This is a genomic window from Sporolactobacillus sp. Y61 (genome assembly GCF_040529185.1).
Lineage (GTDB): Bacteria > Bacillota > Bacilli > Bacillales > Sporolactobacillaceae > Sporolactobacillus.
In genome coordinates, this window is sequence record NZ_CP159510.1 from 1,507,850 (window position 1) to 1,525,318 (window position 17,469).

At 49.8% G+C, this 17,469-nt stretch carries 13 protein-coding genes and 1 tRNA gene; 11 read left to right on the forward strand and 3 right to left on the reverse strand.

Annotation, left to right across the window (positions count from 1 at the left end):
- Positions 1-26 precede the first annotated feature (26 nt).
- From ABNN70_RS07250 to ABNN70_RS07275, 6 genes are all read left to right on the forward strand, one after another.
- Entirely contained in the window at positions 27-194 is a 168-nt protein-coding gene (locus tag ABNN70_RS07250) for a hypothetical protein (RefSeq protein ID WP_353949292.1), read from the forward strand.
- Positions 195-250: 56 nt separating this feature from the next.
- Complete coding sequence (locus ABNN70_RS07255; RefSeq protein WP_353949293.1) at positions 251-1,051, forward strand: L,D-transpeptidase family protein; 801 nt, start codon at positions 251-253, stop codon at positions 1,049-1,051.
- A gap of 191 nt (positions 1,052-1,242) precedes the next feature.
- Positions 1,243-3,156: a PTS mannitol transporter subunit IICBA gene (locus tag ABNN70_RS07260; protein ID WP_353949294.1), complete on the forward strand. Its 1,914-nt coding sequence runs from the start codon at positions 1,243-1,245 to the stop codon at positions 3,154-3,156.
- Positions 3,157-3,238: 82 nt separating this feature from the next.
- Positions 3,239-5,323, forward strand: coding sequence for a BglG family transcription antiterminator (locus tag ABNN70_RS07265; protein WP_353949295.1), 2,085 nt, complete (start codon positions 3,239-3,241; stop codon positions 5,321-5,323).
- 6 nt (positions 5,324-5,329) lie between these two features.
- Complete coding sequence (locus ABNN70_RS07270) at positions 5,330-6,481, forward strand: mannitol-1-phosphate 5-dehydrogenase (protein WP_129930097.1); 1,152 nt, start codon at positions 5,330-5,332, stop codon at positions 6,479-6,481.
- Positions 6,482-6,916: 435 nt separating this feature from the next.
- Positions 6,917-7,105 carry a hypothetical protein gene (locus tag ABNN70_RS07275; RefSeq protein ID WP_129930162.1) on the forward strand — a complete coding sequence of 63 codons (189 nt, stop codon included), beginning with the start codon at positions 6,917-6,919 and terminating at the stop codon, positions 7,103-7,105.
- 268 nt (positions 7,106-7,373) lie between these two features.
- Here ABNN70_RS07275 and ABNN70_RS07280 read toward each other — a convergent pair.
- Positions 7,374-7,445, reverse strand: a tRNA-Gln gene (locus ABNN70_RS07280).
- 418 nt (positions 7,446-7,863) lie between these two features.
- On the opposite strand from ABNN70_RS07280, the gene ABNN70_RS07285 reads away from it, so the two are divergent.
- The 5 genes from ABNN70_RS07285 (at position 7,864) to ABNN70_RS07305 (ending at position 15,114) form a co-directional block, all read left to right on the forward strand.
- Complete coding sequence (locus tag ABNN70_RS07285; RefSeq protein WP_353949296.1) at positions 7,864-10,353, forward strand: excinuclease ABC subunit UvrA; 2,490 nt, start codon at positions 7,864-7,866, stop codon at positions 10,351-10,353.
- A 120-nt stretch (positions 10,354-10,473) separates the two neighbouring features.
- Positions 10,474-11,850: a sugar phosphate nucleotidyltransferase gene (locus tag ABNN70_RS07290; protein WP_353949297.1), complete on the forward strand. Its 1,377-nt coding sequence runs from the start codon at positions 10,474-10,476 to the stop codon at positions 11,848-11,850.
- 25 nt (positions 11,851-11,875) lie between these two features.
- Positions 11,876-13,288, forward strand: coding sequence for a dipeptidase PepV (pepV, locus tag ABNN70_RS07295; protein WP_353949298.1), 1,413 nt, complete (start codon positions 11,876-11,878; stop codon positions 13,286-13,288).
- 230 nt (positions 13,289-13,518) lie between these two features.
- Positions 13,519-14,259 carry a gamma-glutamyl-gamma-aminobutyrate hydrolase family protein gene (locus ABNN70_RS07300; RefSeq protein WP_353949299.1) on the forward strand — a complete coding sequence of 247 codons (741 nt, stop codon included), beginning with the start codon at positions 13,519-13,521 and terminating at the stop codon, positions 14,257-14,259.
- 330 nt (positions 14,260-14,589) lie between these two features.
- On the forward strand, positions 14,590-15,114 hold the full coding sequence (locus tag ABNN70_RS07305) for a hypothetical protein (RefSeq protein ID WP_353949300.1): 525 nt from the start codon (positions 14,590-14,592) through the stop codon (positions 15,112-15,114).
- Positions 15,115-15,336: 222 nt separating this feature from the next.
- On the opposite strand, the gene ABNN70_RS07310 is transcribed toward ABNN70_RS07305, so the two are convergent.
- Together ABNN70_RS07310 and ABNN70_RS07315 are read right to left on the reverse strand one after the other, a co-directional pair.
- Positions 15,337-16,341: an NAD(P)/FAD-dependent oxidoreductase gene (locus tag ABNN70_RS07310; protein WP_353949301.1), complete on the reverse strand. Its 1,005-nt coding sequence runs from the start codon at positions 16,339-16,341 to the stop codon at positions 15,337-15,339.
- Positions 16,342-16,428: 87 nt separating this feature from the next.
- The gene (locus ABNN70_RS07315) at positions 16,429-17,445 is read right to left on the reverse strand and encodes an ABC transporter substrate-binding protein (protein ID WP_353949302.1); all 1,017 of its coding nucleotides are present in this window, start codon (positions 17,443-17,445) and stop codon (positions 16,429-16,431) included.
- Positions 17,446-17,469: the final 24 nt, after the last annotated feature.

Genomic DNA, 17,469 nt, shown 5'->3' on the forward strand with positions numbered 1-17,469 from the left:
GTACAGTATCATGAGGAGTGACAGCAATGAGGGAACTGCGGAATATGATGGCGGTTTCCGTTATCCTGTTTATCGGCGTGCTGCTGACAGCCTCCGGGTCTGCTCAAAATCATCCGGTTGTGAAGCATATTCCTGCTGATCACTATGAAACCCGTGAAATTGTCATAAATCCGGTCGAGACCGGGAACACGTAAGAAACCGGGAGGAGACCATCAGAATTTATGCAGCCTCAAAGCGTCAAACCAAAACCATGAGGGTTCAGACCGGAAGGCGTCAGCCGGCAAAGAAAGAACAGCAGCAACAAAAGCCATCGGAAAAATTCAGTAAAAAGGGGACAGTGAACAAAGTGGCGACAAAGTCGAAAAAAGAGAGCAAACCTGCCGCAACCGGAGATGCTCCATCCAAACCGGCGGCTCCACCCAAACCTCAGGCACAGCCCGCCCCGGCAGGCACGCCGGCACCGAAGCCTGCTCAGCCGCCTGTTGCTGAAACCAGGCTTTCCGGCCGAACGGGCCAGATTCTGACCGTTGTGGCTTCCGGCAGCCGGGCGCATATTGAATTTTGGGAGAAAAAAGGTCAGTCCTGGGTCCGGAGCCTGTCGACAGACGGACATGTCGGGACGAACGGGATCGGCCCGACACGTGAGGGTATGAGCAGAACGCCGTATGGTGCTTATCCGCTTGGCTTTGCCTTCGGGACGGAAAATCCGGGGACGTCGCTGCCCTTCAGAAAGATCACCCCTCAGTCCTGGTGGGTAGAAGACAGCAAAGATCCGCAGTACAACACCTGGCAGGAGGGGGCTCATTTTCATGCGCCAAGCGAACATCTTGCCGACTATCCGTTGCAGTATCGTTACGCGGTGGTAATCAATTATAATACGGCACGAAAGCCCTTTGCGGGTTCAGGCTTCTTTGTTCATGTCGATAATGGCCGTCCGACAGCCGGATGTGTTTCACTCCCGGAAGGCGAAATGAAGAAGCTGCTGCAGATCCTCCATCCGGGTGCCTATATCATCAACGTGAACGGGGAAGAAGAGATCAGGCGTTTTTAGTCAAAACGCTTTCAAAGTTTTGTCATCCGTACTGTGACAAAGTTAACTTTAGTTTCTCTTGTTATCCGGTTTTCCTGACCCCTATAATAAAGGCAGAGAGAAAAGGGGTTCAGGCACTTACAAATGTAAGCGCTTATACCCTGCATCTTTTTGCATCATATATAGAGAGATTTATCAGGAGGTTGGAAAATATGTCCGAAGGTAAAGGCATCAAAGTTAAAATTCAGAAATTCGGAAACTTCCTCAGTTCGATGATTTTACCGAACATGGCCGCATTTATTGCGTGGGGGCTGACAACCGCATTGTTTATCCCGACAGGCTGGTGGCCGAATGAAGAACTGGCCAAACTGGTTGGCCCGATGGTCACGTATCTGCTTCCGATTCTGATCGGCTATACAGGCGGTAAAGTGATTTACGACCATCGAGGGGGAGTTGTCGGAGCTATCGCGACTGCAGGTATCATTATTGGTTCTGAAATTCCAATGTTCCTTGGTGCCATGATCATGGGACCACTCGGAGGGTATCTGATCAAAAAATTTGATCATTTGATAGAAGGTAAAGTTAAAGCAGGGTTTGAGATGCTGGTTGATAATTTCTCTGCCGGTATTCTTGGCGGACTGCTGGCAGTCTTCGCTTTTCTTGGTATCGGCCCTGTAGTGGATAGTATCAGCAGCGGACTCGCATCCGGTGTGGAGTGGCTGATTTCAGCCGGACTGCTGCCGCTTGCCAGCCTGTTCATCGAACCCGGCAAGGTGCTTTTCCTGAATAATGCCATCAACCACGGGGTTCTGACACCCATCGGGGTCGAGCAGGTCAGACAGACCGGACAGTCCGTTCTGTTCCTTCTCGAAGCGAACCCGGGTCCCGGCATGGGCGTCCTGCTGGCTTACTGCTTCTTTGGTAAGGGTAATGCGAAAAAAACGGCACCTGGGGCAGCCATTATCCACTTCTTTGGCGGGATTCATGAGATCTATTTTCCTTACATTTTAATGAAACCGCTTCTTTTCTTCGCGACTATTCTTGGCGGAATCAGCGGAGTATTTACTCTGACGGCACTGCATGGTGGTCTGGTCGGTCCGTCATCTCCAGGCAGTATCATTGCCATGCTGATCGCAACGCCGCATTCTCTGGGCGCCTTTACAGCCAACATCCTTGATGTGGCGGTTTCCATGACGATCTCTTTCCTGATCGCAACGCTGATTCTGAAGAGAGATAAGAAGGGTACGGGTGATCTTGATGAAGCCACACGGAAAATGGAAGGTATGAAAGGGAAAAAGAGCAGTGTATCCGGTATGCTGGCAGATGATCAGCCGCTTCATCCGGCAAAGGTTGAGAAAATCGTTTTCGCCTGTGATGCCGGAATGGGATCGAGCGCCATGGGGGCATCCCTTCTGCGGAAGAAAGTCAATGCCGCCGGTCTGAATATTACGGTCACGAATTCGGCTGTCAGCTCGATACCTGGGGATGCTCAGATTGTTGTGACACAGTCGGAGCTGACGCCACGGGCAAAAGATAAAGCACCTCAGGCTTATCACGTATCAGTCGATAATTTTCTGGAAAGCCCGACCTATGATCAGCTGATCGACAAGCTGAAAAAGGGCAGCAGTGATCAGGCAACACCGGCACAGAAAAAGGATGAAACTGGGGGCAATGTTTTCGCGGACGCTAACGTACTGAAGAAACAGAACATTTTCCTGAACAAATCCTTCTCCAGTAAAGAAGAGGCGATCCGGTTTGCCGGGCAGGCACTTGTTGACGGCGGCTACGTGAAGCCAACATATGTCGACGGTATGATTGACCGTGAAAAGGATATGTCCACGTACATGGGCAATGAGATCGCGATTCCGCACGGGACAGAAGCAACGAAGAAGGAAGTCATTAACTCGGGTATTGTCATTGTTCAGGTTCCTGAAGGTGTTGCCTTTGGTGACAACACCGCCCGGATGATCTTCGGTATAGCAGGGAAAAATAACGGCCACCTTGCGATTCTTTCAAAGATTGCCGTGGCCTGCGCAGATATTGAAAATGTGAGGAAAATGGTAAAAGCGGGATCTGCAGATGCTCTTCTGTCGATTATTAATGATACGATAAAGGAAAGCAGCTGATCCCGACGTATCATCAAAGTTAAGTCACACATTTTTATCGATGATCGCCACTGCTGAGAAGGAATGGGTTGATTCGATGTACATGACGAGCAGAGAAAAAACGATCATCGAACTGCTGATCAAAACAGGAGGAAGGCACACGCCGATGTCCATGGCGAACTATCTTCAGGTCAGTGTACGAACCATTGACCGGGAACTGAAAAAGATAGAAAAAATGGTCAGTCGCTTTGGCCTGAAGCTGGAGCGGATGGGCAATGACAGCGTGGAAATTAAAGGACCGGATCAGGCCGTTTTCAAACTGGCTCAGGCCCTGTCGGAAGTTGAACCTCTGGATCTGTCTGTGAAAGAGCGGCGACTGCTTTTGCTGCTCCAGCTGATGCAGGCCCGTGAACCGGTCAAAACGAGCGCCCTGGCTCTGGATCTGAATATATCGGTCACGACACTGATGTCTTATCTGGATCAGCTGACCGACTGGCTCAAAGATTTTGATGTGGCCATTGTGCGCAAACGGGGCGTCGGCGTCACCCTGTCCGGATATGAACGATCGAAGAGGCGGGCACTGGGCAACTTCTTTCTGCTTTATTTTAATGAAGAACTGATTAGATCCATTTTCAGTCTGGATCATTTCGATGCCGCATCAGACAGGCGAATCCTGCATTATTTCAAATCCCGTTATTTGCATGACATTGACCAGGTCATCCGGGATCATATGTCGTCTATGCCGGCTGAGCTGGCCGACAGTGATTATGTGGGATTCATGATTCAGGTTTGTATCACGGTGCAGAGGTTTCAGGATGGCTTTTCGTTGACTGCTGAGGAGGATAAAGGCGGGGCGGCGTCCCATCTGTTTATCGACACCCTGTGCGATGTGCTGGCAACGCGTCTCGGCGTCACCTTGCCGGCTGCAGAGAGGAATTATCTTGACGATATACTGAAAGGTTCAAGGCTGCAGCATGCTGATTCCGTTTACTATGATCAGGCCATCACCGGCAGGGAAATAAAAGAACTGATTCAGCATGTATCCAAAGCGATGCAGGTTGATCTGACCGGAGATTTCTCCCTGTTCCAGGGACTGATGGCCCACCTCGAACCCTCACTGTTCCGGATCAGAAAAAATATCCCGTCAGCAAATCCGCTGACCCGGCAAGTGAAACATCAGTTTCCCGGCCTGTTCAAGGTAACGGCCGATTGTCTGAAACGGGTATTCAGTAAAATTGATTTTCCGGATGATGAGGTGGCCTATGTCGTTCTCCATTTCGGCTCGGCACTCGAACAGAGAAAACAGACGGTACGCCTGCGTGCGCTGGTTGTCTGTCCGACCGGTATCGGGGCGTCAAAGATGCTTGCGATGAGACTGAGAAAAGAGATACAGGAACTCTCATCGGTGACGGTTTCGTCAATCAGCGATATGGAAAAGATGGATCTTAATCACTTTGATCTGATTCTTTCAACCGTGCTGCTGCCAAAGCAAAAAATCCCCTGTATTACGGTCAATCCGCTGCTCAGCCGGGAGAATATTGATGACATCAGGGCACTAGCCTCGGAGCTGATCTCACGACGAAAAGCCGTACCCCGGGCATTTACAGGCCGTGCATCGAAGGAGATCAGGCGCTACCGGGGGAAACCGGAGCGGTCACTCGGGCAATTTCTGAACGAAATGGATAAGGCGCGAACCGGAGTGAAAGACATTCTGGACAGCTTTACTGTCGTGCCCGTAACGGACGCCGGTTCGATGGAGCAGGTGATCCGGATCATGTCGGATCAGGCGGCACGTCTGGCTCTGACCGATCATCCGGACAGCGTCTCCGGAAAACTTCTGAAACGGGAAAAAGCAGCCGGTCTCGCCATTCCGGATACCCGAATGGCGCTGTTCCACTGCCGTGACCGTTCAATCCGCCATATTGCCTTTCTGATCGGTCACACGGATCATCCTTTTAGATTAAGAGGAATGGATGACAGCCGGGTGGACGTAACTGAATTTCTGATTCTGCTGGCCCCGGAGCCGCTGGACGTGATCCTGCAGGAGGTCATCAGCATGATCAGTTCTTCACTTGTTGAGGATGAGGAAGGCATACTGGTCTTTTCCTCAGCGAACGCGAAAATGATTCGCGCGAAACTGGAAGATATTTTTTATAGATTTTTGAAGAATAAATTTTCAAAGGGATGATCTATGATGGAGAAAGTCGTACATTTTGGAGCAGGTAATATTGGCAGAGGATTTATCGGTGCCCTGTTTGCGGAATCAGGCTATCATGTCACATTTGTTGATATTGCCGGACAGATTATTGATGCACTCAACGAAAAGGGAACATACACGGTGCGTACGGCCTCCGAGCCTCAGCAGGCAGTGACGATTACAAATGTGTCCGGGATCAACAATAAAACCGATCCTGAACAGGTTGTTTCGGCGATTCAGGACGCTGTCTATATTACAACAGCCATCGGTCCGAAGGTGCTGCCCTTCATCGCACCGCTGATTGCACGCGGCCTGAGAGAACGCCTGAAAGTGAATGACAAAAAAGTATATGTGATTGCCTGCGAGAATCAGATTAATGCGACGGATCTCTTGAAGAAAGAGGTTCTGAAAGCGCTGGACGATGAGACAAAAGAAAAGCTGGAAGGCACCGTCTATTTTCTGAATTCAGCCGTTGACCGGATTGTTCCGCTGCAGCACAATGAGGAACTGCTGGACGTCCTTGTTGAAGACTATCATGAATGGATCGTCGCGACGGATCAGCAGCTTCCGAAAGTGAAGGGCATGCAGATCGTCCCGGATCTTGCTCCTTATATTGAACGTAAACTGTTCACCGTCAATACCGGGCATGCAGTGACGGCTTATCTTGGCTATCTTGCAGGAAAGAAAAAGATTCATGAAACGCTCCGTGATCAGAAGATTTATCAGGACGTTAAAGGAGCCATCGAAGAAACAGGTGCCTATCTGATCAAAACTTACGGCTTCAAGCCTGAAGTTCATGAACAGTATATTGAAAAAATCCTGCACCGTTTTGAAAATCCGAAACTGAATGATGATGTGACACGTGTCGGACGTTCGCCGATTCGCAAGCTTGGCCCGGAAGACCGGCTGGTTAAACCGGCAAAAGAGGCAGAAAAACTGGGTCTGTCGTACACGTATCTGGCAAAAGCGATGGCGGCAGCGCTTCAGTTTGATGCAGCGGGCGACAAGGAAGCTGTTGAACTGCAGAATAAGCTGAAAGCCTCTTCAGTCACGGATGTTCTGAAAGAAATCAGCGGGCTTGAAAGTGATGATCCGATTACGCGTGAAGTGATTCACCAGTACGAACAGAGATCAGCAGTTAATAAGTAATCCATGATTTCTTTCTTGAGAAGCGCAGTGTCTCAGTCAAAAAAATGCTTCATAAGGACAGGTCGGTGGCGGCCTGTCCTTTTCGGTTATTCAGAGATTTTTTTCTGTTCTGCGGGCCGGTATCATCTGCCCCCTTGTTGCATTCGGTCCTGTTATTGAGCATCTGAATAAAGCAGCAGGATGAAGCTGTAGCCGGCAGGAATGCGATTGCTGCCGAAAACAGGGCGATCAGGATGGACTCAGGCGGCAGGGAAAAAGAACTCAGCCTGCCAGGTGAATGATAACCAATATTTACCTTAATGAAATGGTCAGACAGAAGTCCCACAACACTTTCAAGAGGGGGGTTAATGTTTTCGTTTTGGGATAAAATTATAGAAAAGAACATTAGGAGATGTTAAAAAGAAAAGTAGTGAATATAAAGGAGATGAGCACAAGTTGGCAACACGAAATGAAATGTTGGATCAGGATTTCGTCATTGACGAAGCGGCTTTAGAACGTATGAAGCAAGTTAATGTCCTCCCTGAAGATTTAAAATCTCCTTTCGTCATCTATGAATCTGCAACTCCGGAACAAAGGAAAACGATTGAAGAGAAAATGCGACGTGTATGGGGGCAAAAGCAGTAATGTTTTCTATGGATTTGAATCAATTTACAGGCTTCGCAGGGAAAGAGGGTGTGAAAAATGCACTCTCTAATTTTTATTAATCTGTATGAAGACTTTGGGTTTCGCTATGTTCAAGACCATCCAGTGACAAAAAATCGTCTTGCTCTTTATGATTTTAGATCTTTATCGGCCAACAATCGGTAGTAATAGTATCTCTCACAGCTGTGAGACAGCGCCAGTAAAAAAGCCCGAAACCTTGATTGATCAAAGGTTTCGGACTCTTGTTTGATTACCCCATCTGGATTCGAACCAGAACATCGCGGCCCCAGAAACCGCTGCCTTACCGTTTGGCCATGGGGTATTAAATCAGAACAAGAATTATTATATCCACTATTGACGAATAATGCAAGTCCATTTCCGGGAAAAATTGAAAGTCTATATTTTTACAATTTTCCTGACAACATTTGATCCCTCATGAACGGGCAGTACCCCATCAGGGTCACGAGGGTAAATGAATGGGCCAGGGCGCGGGATCACTGCCCGCAGAAGCCCAATGGATTCAACGAGCAATCAGCGGAGATGAAACAGGCTAAAAATGCGACATCCAGTCACAACGCATGCACGAGCACGTCCTGTTCGCCCGAAACCCCCACTGATTGAAGTTTCATTTGATTCCTCCGCCAGGCATCAGATTTCCTGGAATGATAAAATATGGATAGTGGACCCGAGCCAGGATCACTCGTGCAGGGTTCATGATAACGATAGAGGAATGAGGGTTTATGAACAAACAGCCAGAGAATATTGAGATATATCATGCACGGACTCATAATCTGAAGGATGTGTCGCTCCATATCCCGCTTCATCGTCAGGTTGCGATTACCGGCGTTTCCGGTTCCGGCAAATCGTCGCTCGCCATGGGCGTTCTGTACTCAGAAGGAAGCAGACGCTATCTGGAAGGCTTGTCCGCTTTTGCCAGAAGGAAAATTCATCAGGCGGAGCGTGCAGATGTCGAGCGGATTGATTTTTTGCCTCCGGCGCTGGCACTCAGACAGCGACCGCCGGTTCCGGGACGGAGAAGTACCGTCGGCACGATGACTGAACTTTACAATCTCGTGCGCCTGATTTATTCACGTCTCGGAACGCACCGGTGTCCGCGGGGCCATCAGGTGCCTCCTTCGATGAAGGCCATTTTTGATGAAACCTGCGTCTGTCCGGTGTGCGGAGCCCACTTTAATCTGCCGTCTGCCGAGTCTTTTTCATTCAATTCAGCGGAAGGCGCCTGTCCGGACTGTGGAGGACTGGGCGAACGGGCTGAAGTCGACCCGACGCTTGTGGTTCCCGATCCGGAACTCACGCTTGAGCAGGGCGCAGTTGCTTCCTGGCGGGCAGCCGGACGCGGCTATACGGTCCGGCTGGCTGCGCTCCTTGGTGTTCGACTGGATGTCCCCTGGAAGAAACTTACGGATCACGAGCGCGATATTGTGCTGAATGGACCTGAAACGCGCCGACCGCTGATTTTTCACAACCGGAAGACGGGCGAAGAATATCCGATTACCTTTACATACGATAATGCGGTTGAAGCGGTCCGGAAGTCACTGGCCGGCGACCGAAACCAGACCCGCTATGCCCGGATGAGAAAATTTCTCAGTGTCCGTCCCTGTGAGACGTGCGGCGGCCTGCGCCTTCGCCGGGAAGCGCTGCAGACGACTGTTGCCGGTAAGTCCATTGCCGAGGTTACCGGGATGTCGCTGTCCCGGCTGGATCAACTGGCAGCCGCTCTGCCTGAAGCGCTGCCGGTCTCTGTTCGTGAGGTGGCCGGGAAACTGTCCGCCGGACTCCGGGACGGTCTGAAGCCGCTTCTGGATCTGGGTGTCGGTTATCTGACACTGGATCGTCAGGGAAACACGCTGTCCACCGGGGAACGTCAGCGGCTTGAGCTGTCCATGATGGCAGGCGGGCGTTCGACCGGCGTCCTTTATATCCTCGATGAGCCGTCGGTCGGACTGCATCCGGCAAACGTCGACGGTCTGAAGCAGCTGATGCGGAAAATGGTAGCGAACGGGAACAGTCTGATCGTTGTTGACCACAACCTGGATATCATCCGAAACGGTGATTATATGATTGAAATGGGACCTGGAGCCGGCGACCGGGGCGGAACCGTTGTTGCCCGGGGAACGCCGCACGAGATCGCAGGCGAAGGCAGGACACTGACCGGCCGTTATCTTTCCGGCAGCAGAAAGGTCATTGTCCGGCAGCCTCAGCCGGTATCTGCGAAAGATGAATGGCTGCGGATCGCAGTACGGAGCAGGCATAATCTGCATCACCTCACCGCCGGATTCCCGCTCAGACGGATGACGGCGGTCACGGGGGTCTCCGGGGCCGGCAAGACCGCGCTTGTTTTTGACTGTCTGGTGCCGGCACTGAAAAAAGCACTGGGCAGGAAGAATCCGCCTGATTTTATTGAATCGCTCAAAGGTTTTGAACACATTCGGCGTGTTGTCAGAGTCGACGCGACCCCGATCGGTCGAAATGCCCGTTCCACACCGGCAACCTATACCGGATTATTTGACGGGATCAGGCGGCTCTTTGCCGGGACAGATGCAGCGCGAAAAAGACACTGGTCGTCGAGCATGTTTTCGTTCAATGTCAAAGGCGGCCGCTGCGAAGCCTGTGAAGGCCGGGGGGAAATGCTGCTCGATATGCAGTATCTGCCGGAACAGCGTGTCCGCTGTCCGCATTGCAACGGCACGCGTTACCGGCCGGAAACGCTTGAAGTCAAATATAAAGGCAAATCGATTGCCGATGTCCTTCGTATGAGTGTGGACGAAGCGCTCAGATTTTTCACCGACCAGCCGGATCTGGCTGATCAGCTTGAGACGCTCCATGATGTGGGTCTGGGGTACCTGCTTCTCGGCGAGGCGACGCCCGGACTGTCCGGCGGTGAAGCGCAGCGGATCAAACTGGCCGGAGAATTGAAACGCCGCCATACGGATACGCTGTATGTCCTTGATGAGCCGTCGACCGGACTTCATGTCCATGATATTGAAGTTCTGCTCGGCGTGCTGGATAAACTGATGCAACTCGGGGCGACAATCATTTTGATTGATCATGATCCGGACGTGATCGCAAACTGTGATTATGTTCTTGATCTCGGACCGGGTGGCGGATCAAAGGGCGGACGCATCATCGCTGAAGGCACGCCGGCGCAGGTCGCAGCGTCTCCCGCCAGTCTGACCGGAAAATATCTTCCCGGACATGGAAGACTCTGATCACCGTCTGATGGCAGGATAGACGCGCGATGACGTGTATTGAACACCCTTTATCATTCGTGTCATAATAGAGCTATGATTACAGTCGGTTAAAAAAAGTATAGAACGGGAGAGGTCACTATGCATCTGGTATTATTGTCCGGAGGTTCGGGGAAAAGGCTCTGGCCGTTATCAAATGATGCACGTTCCAAACAGTTTCTGCGTGTGCTGGAAGATGATCACAGGCAGTTACAGTCAATGGTGCAGCGCGTTTTCGGGCAGCTGAAAAAAATTGGGCTCGGCGATTCGACGGTTGTCGCAACCGGCAAGGGACAGGTTGAGATGCTCGAAGATCAGCTGGGCGGCGATGTTCCTCTGATCGTCGAGCCGGAACGCCGCGATACGTTTCCGGCGATTGCACTGGCGGCGACCTACCTGTATTCCCGATCAGGGGTTGATCCCCATGAAGTGGTTGCCGTTCTTCCGGTGGATCCGTTTGTTGATACGTCGTTTTTTAAACGGATTATGGATCTTGCCCCGCTTCTTGACAGAACGCAGGCAGATCTGGCGCTGATGGGCGTCAGACCCACTTACCCGTCAGAAAAATATGGTTATATTGTTCCTGAAAAAGGCGAAAATGCGCACTATATCCGTGTCGATCATTTCACAGAAAAACCGAAAAAGGGGCTGGCGGAGCAGCTGATCCGTGAATCGGCGCTGTGGAACTGCGGTGTGTTCGCTTTCAGACTGAATTTTGTAATTCAGAAACTGGAATCACTCGGGCTGCCGCTGGATTATAAAGAACTGTCCCGGCAATTCACGAAGCTTCCGAAAATCAGTTTTGATTACGCGGTCGTTGAAAAAGCAAAGCATATTGTCGCTCTGCCTTATGATGGATTCTGGAAAGATCTCGGCACATGGAATACCCTGACCGAGGAAATGGACACGCAGAGAATTGGGAAAGGGATCATCAGCAAGGATTCTGAAAACACCCATCTGATCAATGAACTGGATCTTCCTGTAACGGTACTCGGCATCTCCAACGCTGTTGTCGCTGTCAGTCCGGACGGCATTCTGGTTTCCGATAAAGAACAGAGCCCGAGAATCAAGGAAGTCATGAAGGGCTTTGATCAGCGGCCGATGTACGAAGAGCGGCACTGGGGATCTTACCGGGTGCTTGATTACACAAGCTATTCAAAGAACCATGAAGAAGTTCTGACGAAAAAAATCAAGATCAAAGCGGGACTTAATATCAGTTATCACTGCCATCATATGCGTCAGGAAGTCTGGACGATTCTTAAAGGTCGGGGCCGCTATGCTGAGAACGGTGTGATCCGGTCACTGAAACCAGGCGATGTGGTCATTGTTCAGGCGGAGACGATGCATGCGATTGTTGCAGATGAACCGATGGAACTGATTGAAGTGCAGATAGGCAGCCAGCTGATTGAAGAAGACATTGACCGTAAATATCTGAACTGGAAAGAAATTGAAGAAAACTGTGCCTCCATCAGGGGCTGAAGAAATCAGGAAGAGGGATGGATGTATGACGGAAAAAGTAAAGGTCAGGCCGAATAAGGAAGATTTTCTGAAAGACCTGTCGGCGCTCATTGCCATTAAAAGTACGAAGGAGAGTTCAGAAGCGAAAGACGGAGCCCCGTTTGGTCCCGGACCGCTTGCGGCATTAAATCACATGCTTGAACTCGGTAAACGCGACGGCTTCCGGACAAAAAACCTGCTGGGCTACGCGGGGTATATTGAATACGGACCGGAAGATGCTGAGGACTATATTGCCGTCCTTGGACATGTCGATGTCGTGCCGGCGACAGGTAACTGGTCACATGACCCTTTTACCCTGTATCAGGAGGGCGACACGCTCTATGCCCGCGGCGCAATCGATGACAAAGGGCCCACATTAGCGGCGTACCATGCCCTCAAATCCCTGAAAGCGTCCGGCCTGCCGATCAGGCACCGGATCCGGCTGGTTATCGGTACGGATGAGGAGAGTGGCTGTGAATGCCTGATTAAGTACAACGAGCTTGAACCGATGTCGCTGTTCGGTTTCGCGCCGGATGCCGAGTTTCCGTTGATCTTCGCTGAAAAAGGGCGGATCTTTGCCCGCATCGATGTACCGGGGGAAGAGGAGGCAGGCGCTGTCCAACTGGCGGAGTTTACCTCCGGAGAGCGGGTGAACATGGTCCCGGATCATGCGTATGCGGTGCTTTCAGGAGCTGAAGTAGAAAAATGGGCGAATGAGGCGAAGCAAAAATTAAACGATCAGGGGACCCCTTTTTCAGCAGAAAAAACAGCTGGAGGGGTCAAACTGACGGTTAAAGGGAAGTCCGCCCATGGGTCACAGCCGGCGGACGGCATTAATGCGTCCTTTCTCCTTGCATCAGCCCTTAGAGAGATTCCATTTGCCTCATCGGAAAAAGCCTTCATCTCACTCCTGGCTGATACGCTGAATCGTGATTTTTCCGGTGAACGGCTCCATGTCGCTTTCAGTGATGACATTTCAGGAGACCTGACGGTAAACGCGGGACTCTCCCGCTACAAAGGCGGTCAGGGGGGGTCAGTTTCTCTTGATCTTCGTTGCCCGATTAAAGCTGATTTGGAGCAGACGGCAGAAACGCTGACACAGACAGTAGAAGGCTTCGGTTTCAAAATCGGCAGGCTTGAGAAGAGCAAGCCGCTCTATATGGATCCGAAGCTGCCGGGTGTACAGATTCTGAAGCGGGTGTATGAAGAACACATGGGCCAGAAAGATGTGACGCTCCTGACCTCCGGCGGCGGGACCTACGCCCAGTATCTCGACGCAGGTGTAGCCTTTGGCGCCTGCATGCCGGGTTATCCGTATACCGGCCATCAGGTGGACGAGCATGTCAGACTGCATGATCTCCTGAAGGCATCGGAAATTTATGCAGATGCCATGTATGAACTCGGAAATTTGGAGAAATAAGCACTTCGAATAAAGTGAAACTTCAATCAGTGGGGGACTCTTTATCCTCCACTGATTGTTAGTTGAACTAATCGGGCAGCTGCGGGCAGTTGTCCCCACCTGCCCATGTTCATTTACCCTCATACTCCTGAAGAGGAAAAACAGCAGAAAAAAAGGATAAAGTGTTTGACGGTTCGCAAAAAGTCGAATATATTGTTTTTAAAAGCTTTTTGTGAACGGGAGAGATGAGTATGGGAGACAGGCCGGTAATCGGAGTGACGGCGAGCTTTGTCAAGAAGACCGATTTTTCTCTCGGACCTTATACACATCGTGATTATGTGACGGCCCTCTTAAACGCAGATGCTCTGCCGGTGATTTTGCCGATTGCCCCGGAAGAGACGGCAGACGCTTATCTCAGCCTGTGTGACGGTATTATTTTCAGCGGCGGCGGGGATGTCGATCCGAGGTTTTTCGGCGAGTCGCCATCCCTTTATCTGGATACATTCATCACGGAAAGAGACCGGATCGAATTCGCGCTGATGAAAAAAGCAGTTGCTGCGGGCAAGCCCATTCTGGGTATCTGCCGTGGCATGCAGGTGCTTAATGTGATGTATGGCGGTACGCTGGTGCAGGATCTGCCGACCGAATGGAAAAATCCATTGCAGCATGACCAGAAAGTGCCGCGGAAGAAGGCCAGCCACAGCGTGCGTCTGCTTTCGGGCAGCCGTCTTTCGGCACTTTTTGACGATAAAGAGTCGCTTTATGTGAACAGTCTTCACCATCAGGCGATTAAAAAACTGGCTGCGGGTTTTCGTTCGGCCGCTGTCGCACCGGACGGCGTAATTGAGGCCATTGAACACGAGACAAATGACCGGATTCTCGGTGTCCAGTGGCATCCTGAATCAATGGCTTCAGGCGGTGACCCGATGATGTGCCGTCTGTTCCGTCATTTTGTCAGTCAATGTGACCGGATTAAAGAAAAAATGGTGTAAGGGACAAACCGGAGCAGCTGAAGGCTGCTCCGGTTTGTGCTGATATCAGATCCTCACCCGGGAAAACGGCACAAAAAAGACGTAAATTCCGGTTACTTTTCATGTGCGAGGCTGATAGGTTAAGGATGCTGAACATAACTTTTAAAAAAAATTTCCGGGGGATTGTTTTTTCATGACAAAAGGGATTATCTGGCTGATTGCGAGCGTGCTGATAAATGCTTTTGGGAATGCACTGACCGTTAAGGCGGCTCTGGGATCTGCCCGTGGACGGCGGCAGGTCTGAATCTGGCCCATGTTTCCGGGATAACAGTCGGAAACGCGCTGATTATCATGGGACTGGTCGTTCTGGTTGCTGATGATTTTCTGAGACGGCACTGGAACGGGATTAAAGATGTTTTTAATTTTCTGTATCTGCTTTCATTCGGTTATGTGGTGGACCTCTGGCTTTTTGTCATACAGCGCGTGAGTATTGACGGGATCTTGTTCAGGGTCGTCGTCTGTGTATTCGGAGTCGTCTGTATCGGCGCAGCGCTTTCCATCTATTTTCGTGTCAATCTTTGCCTCCACCCTTTTGATGATCTGATGAAAATCCTCCGTGAAAAGTATTTGCATGGGAATGTCGTGCGCGCTCAGCGGATTTCACTTGGCATTCCGCTTTCCATCGCACTCATGATCGGTCTGTCGCAGCATCAGCTGATCGGGATCAGTCTCGGAACAGCGGTCAGCTTTTTATGTATGGGCTATTTTATCATATTCTTCGATAAAAGGCTGCACCTGTATCTGAATCGAAAATGGACGTTCGGCCTGCATCTGCCGCATCGGAGGATGAGTAAAGCCGGCCATTTAAAATCCTGAACAGATTCATTTCAGTAAAGCAATTTTTATGCGTTGGTATTCCCAATTCAGTATGCAATCGTGCAGATGGACAGCTGTCAGGCAAATCTGATGCAGTTTTAATAAGCATTGAAAAATGGTGATGCCTCTGCCTTTTCCATTTCTAATAAAGTTCATTTTATCGTCATTTAGCCCATAGACAAAGCATGAATGTTGTTAACTGACTCAGGCAGCCCGGTTTACTTAATCCTTTTGGACAAATTTTTCATGATGTGTGCTCACCGTTGCCTGAGAGGGCGCCTCCGGATCCAAATCGTGCTTAATAGCATTAACTGCCGCAGCACCTTCAACGAAACCGACAGCAATCAGGTAGAACTTGTTCGGATAAGAGGCAGCGTTGCCGATCGCAAAGATACCCTTAACGGAAGACTCCATCCGCTGATCGACCACTATCCCGTTATTTTCTATTGACAACCCCCAGTTTTCAATCCCGCCGAGCCCAAACCGGAACCCGTGATTAACAATGAGGGCATCCGCAGGAATCACTTTAGTCTGGCTCGTTTTCGTTTCCCGTATCGTCACGGATTGCAATTTATCCGAACCTGACAAGTCGATCAGTTCAGAATTAAGCTTCACATTAACTGAATGCTTTCTCAATCGACGTACTTGGTGCTCCAATGCATGAGTAAACGAATCACCTCTGTACACGACTGTAACCTGCCTGCAAACCTGCGAAAGTTCAGCCGCCCAGTCTAGCGCGGCATCACCGCCACCGGAAATGACTACACGCTTGCCGGAAAATTGCCGGATCTGATGAACGGCATAGAACAGGCTGGTGTTTTCAAAGCGTTCCGCACCATCAAGCTGCAATTTATTCACTTCAAATGTTCCACAGCCAACGGCTAAAATGATCTTACGTGTAACATGCACATCACCATTTGTGCTGGTCAACTGAAAAAGACCATCTTCCTGGACTTTAAGTCGATCAATCACCTGATTTTTTACAATTTTCGGCTGGAATGTTTTCGCCTGCTGTGTCAGTTGTTCAATCAGTTCTTCACCTCTGATTTTTACAATTCCGCCAACATCATAGATGCATTTTTCCGGATAGAAATGCGTGACAACGCCACCTAAATCAGGTTTTGCCTCAATCAGTTTTGTTTTCAGGGAACGCATGCCGCTGTAAAAAGCGGTGTAAAGTCCTGCTGGTCCTCCGCCAATAATCGTCACATCGTATAAATCGTTCATTGCTGTGCTCCTTTACTGTGAAGCTCATTTTCTTCAAAAATTTTTATGCATCAATGATTAACTCGTGCTTTCTCATATTGATGAAGATCAGTGATACAGATCCGGATACATATCTTTTGCCAGCTGTTCAAGCCCGTCCAGTGTATTGTAGCTGTAACTGAACAAATAATTATAATCCATGGTGTATACCTGCCTGTTTTTAATTGCTTTCATACTGGACAGTTTCGGATTGTTATAGAGCGCCTTTCTGATTTCATCCCTGTTATGATGCCATTCGAGAACGATCAGGACATCCGGATCCGACTGAACCAGAGTCTCAACACTGATATCCCCCCGCTTATGGGCAAATATATTATTTAGTTTAACCATCTGAAATGCTTTATTGAAAAAGGTTTCTCCATACGCAGGGTAAACATAGATATTGTTCAGATCCGACATATGCAGATACGCAAAAGATTGTGTCCTGGGGATTTTTGATAATTTGGAGGTAATCTTTTTCTGACGCTCTTTCAATTGATCGGAAAAAGCCTGTGCCCGATCCTGCACGTTGAATATTTTCCCGAGATTCCTGATGTCTGTGTAAATGGAATCAAATGAACCACCAGGAATAGAGGATTCAAGAACATAGGTTCCAATGCCCATATTATTCAGTGAGTCGATGGTACCGACACCCCAGTCTGCATTTTCAAACAATCCTCCGCGACTGACGATGATATCCGGATTCGTTCCGATTGCTGCTTCTTTTCCCACATAAAAATGACTCAGTTTCTTCAGTGATTCATAATCAGAAGAGACAGATTTATCAGGAGTCCCGAAGTCTCCTCCGACACCAACAATTCGGTTTTTCAGCCCGAGATGAAGGAGCAACTCAGCGACGGTCCGTGTCGTTGCCATAATCCTTTTCGGTTCTTTTTGAAAGACCTGATCCTTCCCGTGCCATTCTGCGCTGCCTTCTGCTTTTGTATAGTTATGAACAGTGACCGGATAATGGGATGGATTGCTGCCTGCTTTCCCGTCTGATTCTTCTGTTGCTGAACTCCCACAGCCGGCAATAAGCAGAACCATGGCCAGAGAACCGGCGACCAATACTTTCAACTTATTCATTTTCTATTCTCCCCTTTTGTGAAA

Excerpts from the sequence above, each read along its gene's own strand:
- ABNN70_RS07250 (WP_353949292.1), top strand. The coding sequence starts at position 27 with ATGAGGGAACTGCGGAATATGATGGCGGTTTCCGTTATCCTGTTTATC.
- ABNN70_RS07255 (WP_353949293.1), top strand. The coding sequence starts at position 251 with ATGAGGGTTCAGACCGGAAGGCGTCAGCCGGCAAAGAAAGAACAGCAG.
- ABNN70_RS07260 (WP_353949294.1), top strand. The coding sequence starts at position 1,243 with ATGTCCGAAGGTAAAGGCATCAAAGTTAAAATTCAGAAATTCGGAAAC.
- ABNN70_RS07265 (WP_353949295.1), top strand. The coding sequence starts at position 3,239 with ATGACGAGCAGAGAAAAAACGATCATCGAACTGCTGATCAAAACAGGA.
- ABNN70_RS07270 (WP_129930097.1), top strand. The coding sequence starts at position 5,330 with ATGGAGAAAGTCGTACATTTTGGAGCAGGTAATATTGGCAGAGGATTT.
- ABNN70_RS07285 (WP_353949296.1), top strand. The coding sequence starts at position 7,864 with ATGAACAAACAGCCAGAGAATATTGAGATATATCATGCACGGACTCAT.
- ABNN70_RS07290 (WP_353949297.1), top strand. The coding sequence starts at position 10,474 with ATGCATCTGGTATTATTGTCCGGAGGTTCGGGGAAAAGGCTCTGGCCG.
- pepV (WP_353949298.1), top strand. The coding sequence starts at position 11,876 with ATGACGGAAAAAGTAAAGGTCAGGCCGAATAAGGAAGATTTTCTGAAA.
- ABNN70_RS07300 (WP_353949299.1), top strand. The coding sequence starts at position 13,519 with ATGGGAGACAGGCCGGTAATCGGAGTGACGGCGAGCTTTGTCAAGAAG.
- ABNN70_RS07305 (WP_353949300.1), top strand. The coding sequence starts at position 14,590 with ATGGGACTGGTCGTTCTGGTTGCTGATGATTTTCTGAGACGGCACTGG.
- ABNN70_RS07310 (WP_353949301.1), bottom strand. The coding sequence starts at position 16,341 with ATGAACGATTTATACGATGTGACGATTATTGGCGGAGGACCAGCAGGA.
- ABNN70_RS07315 (WP_353949302.1), bottom strand. The coding sequence starts at position 17,445 with ATGAATAAGTTGAAAGTATTGGTCGCCGGTTCTCTGGCCATGGTTCTG.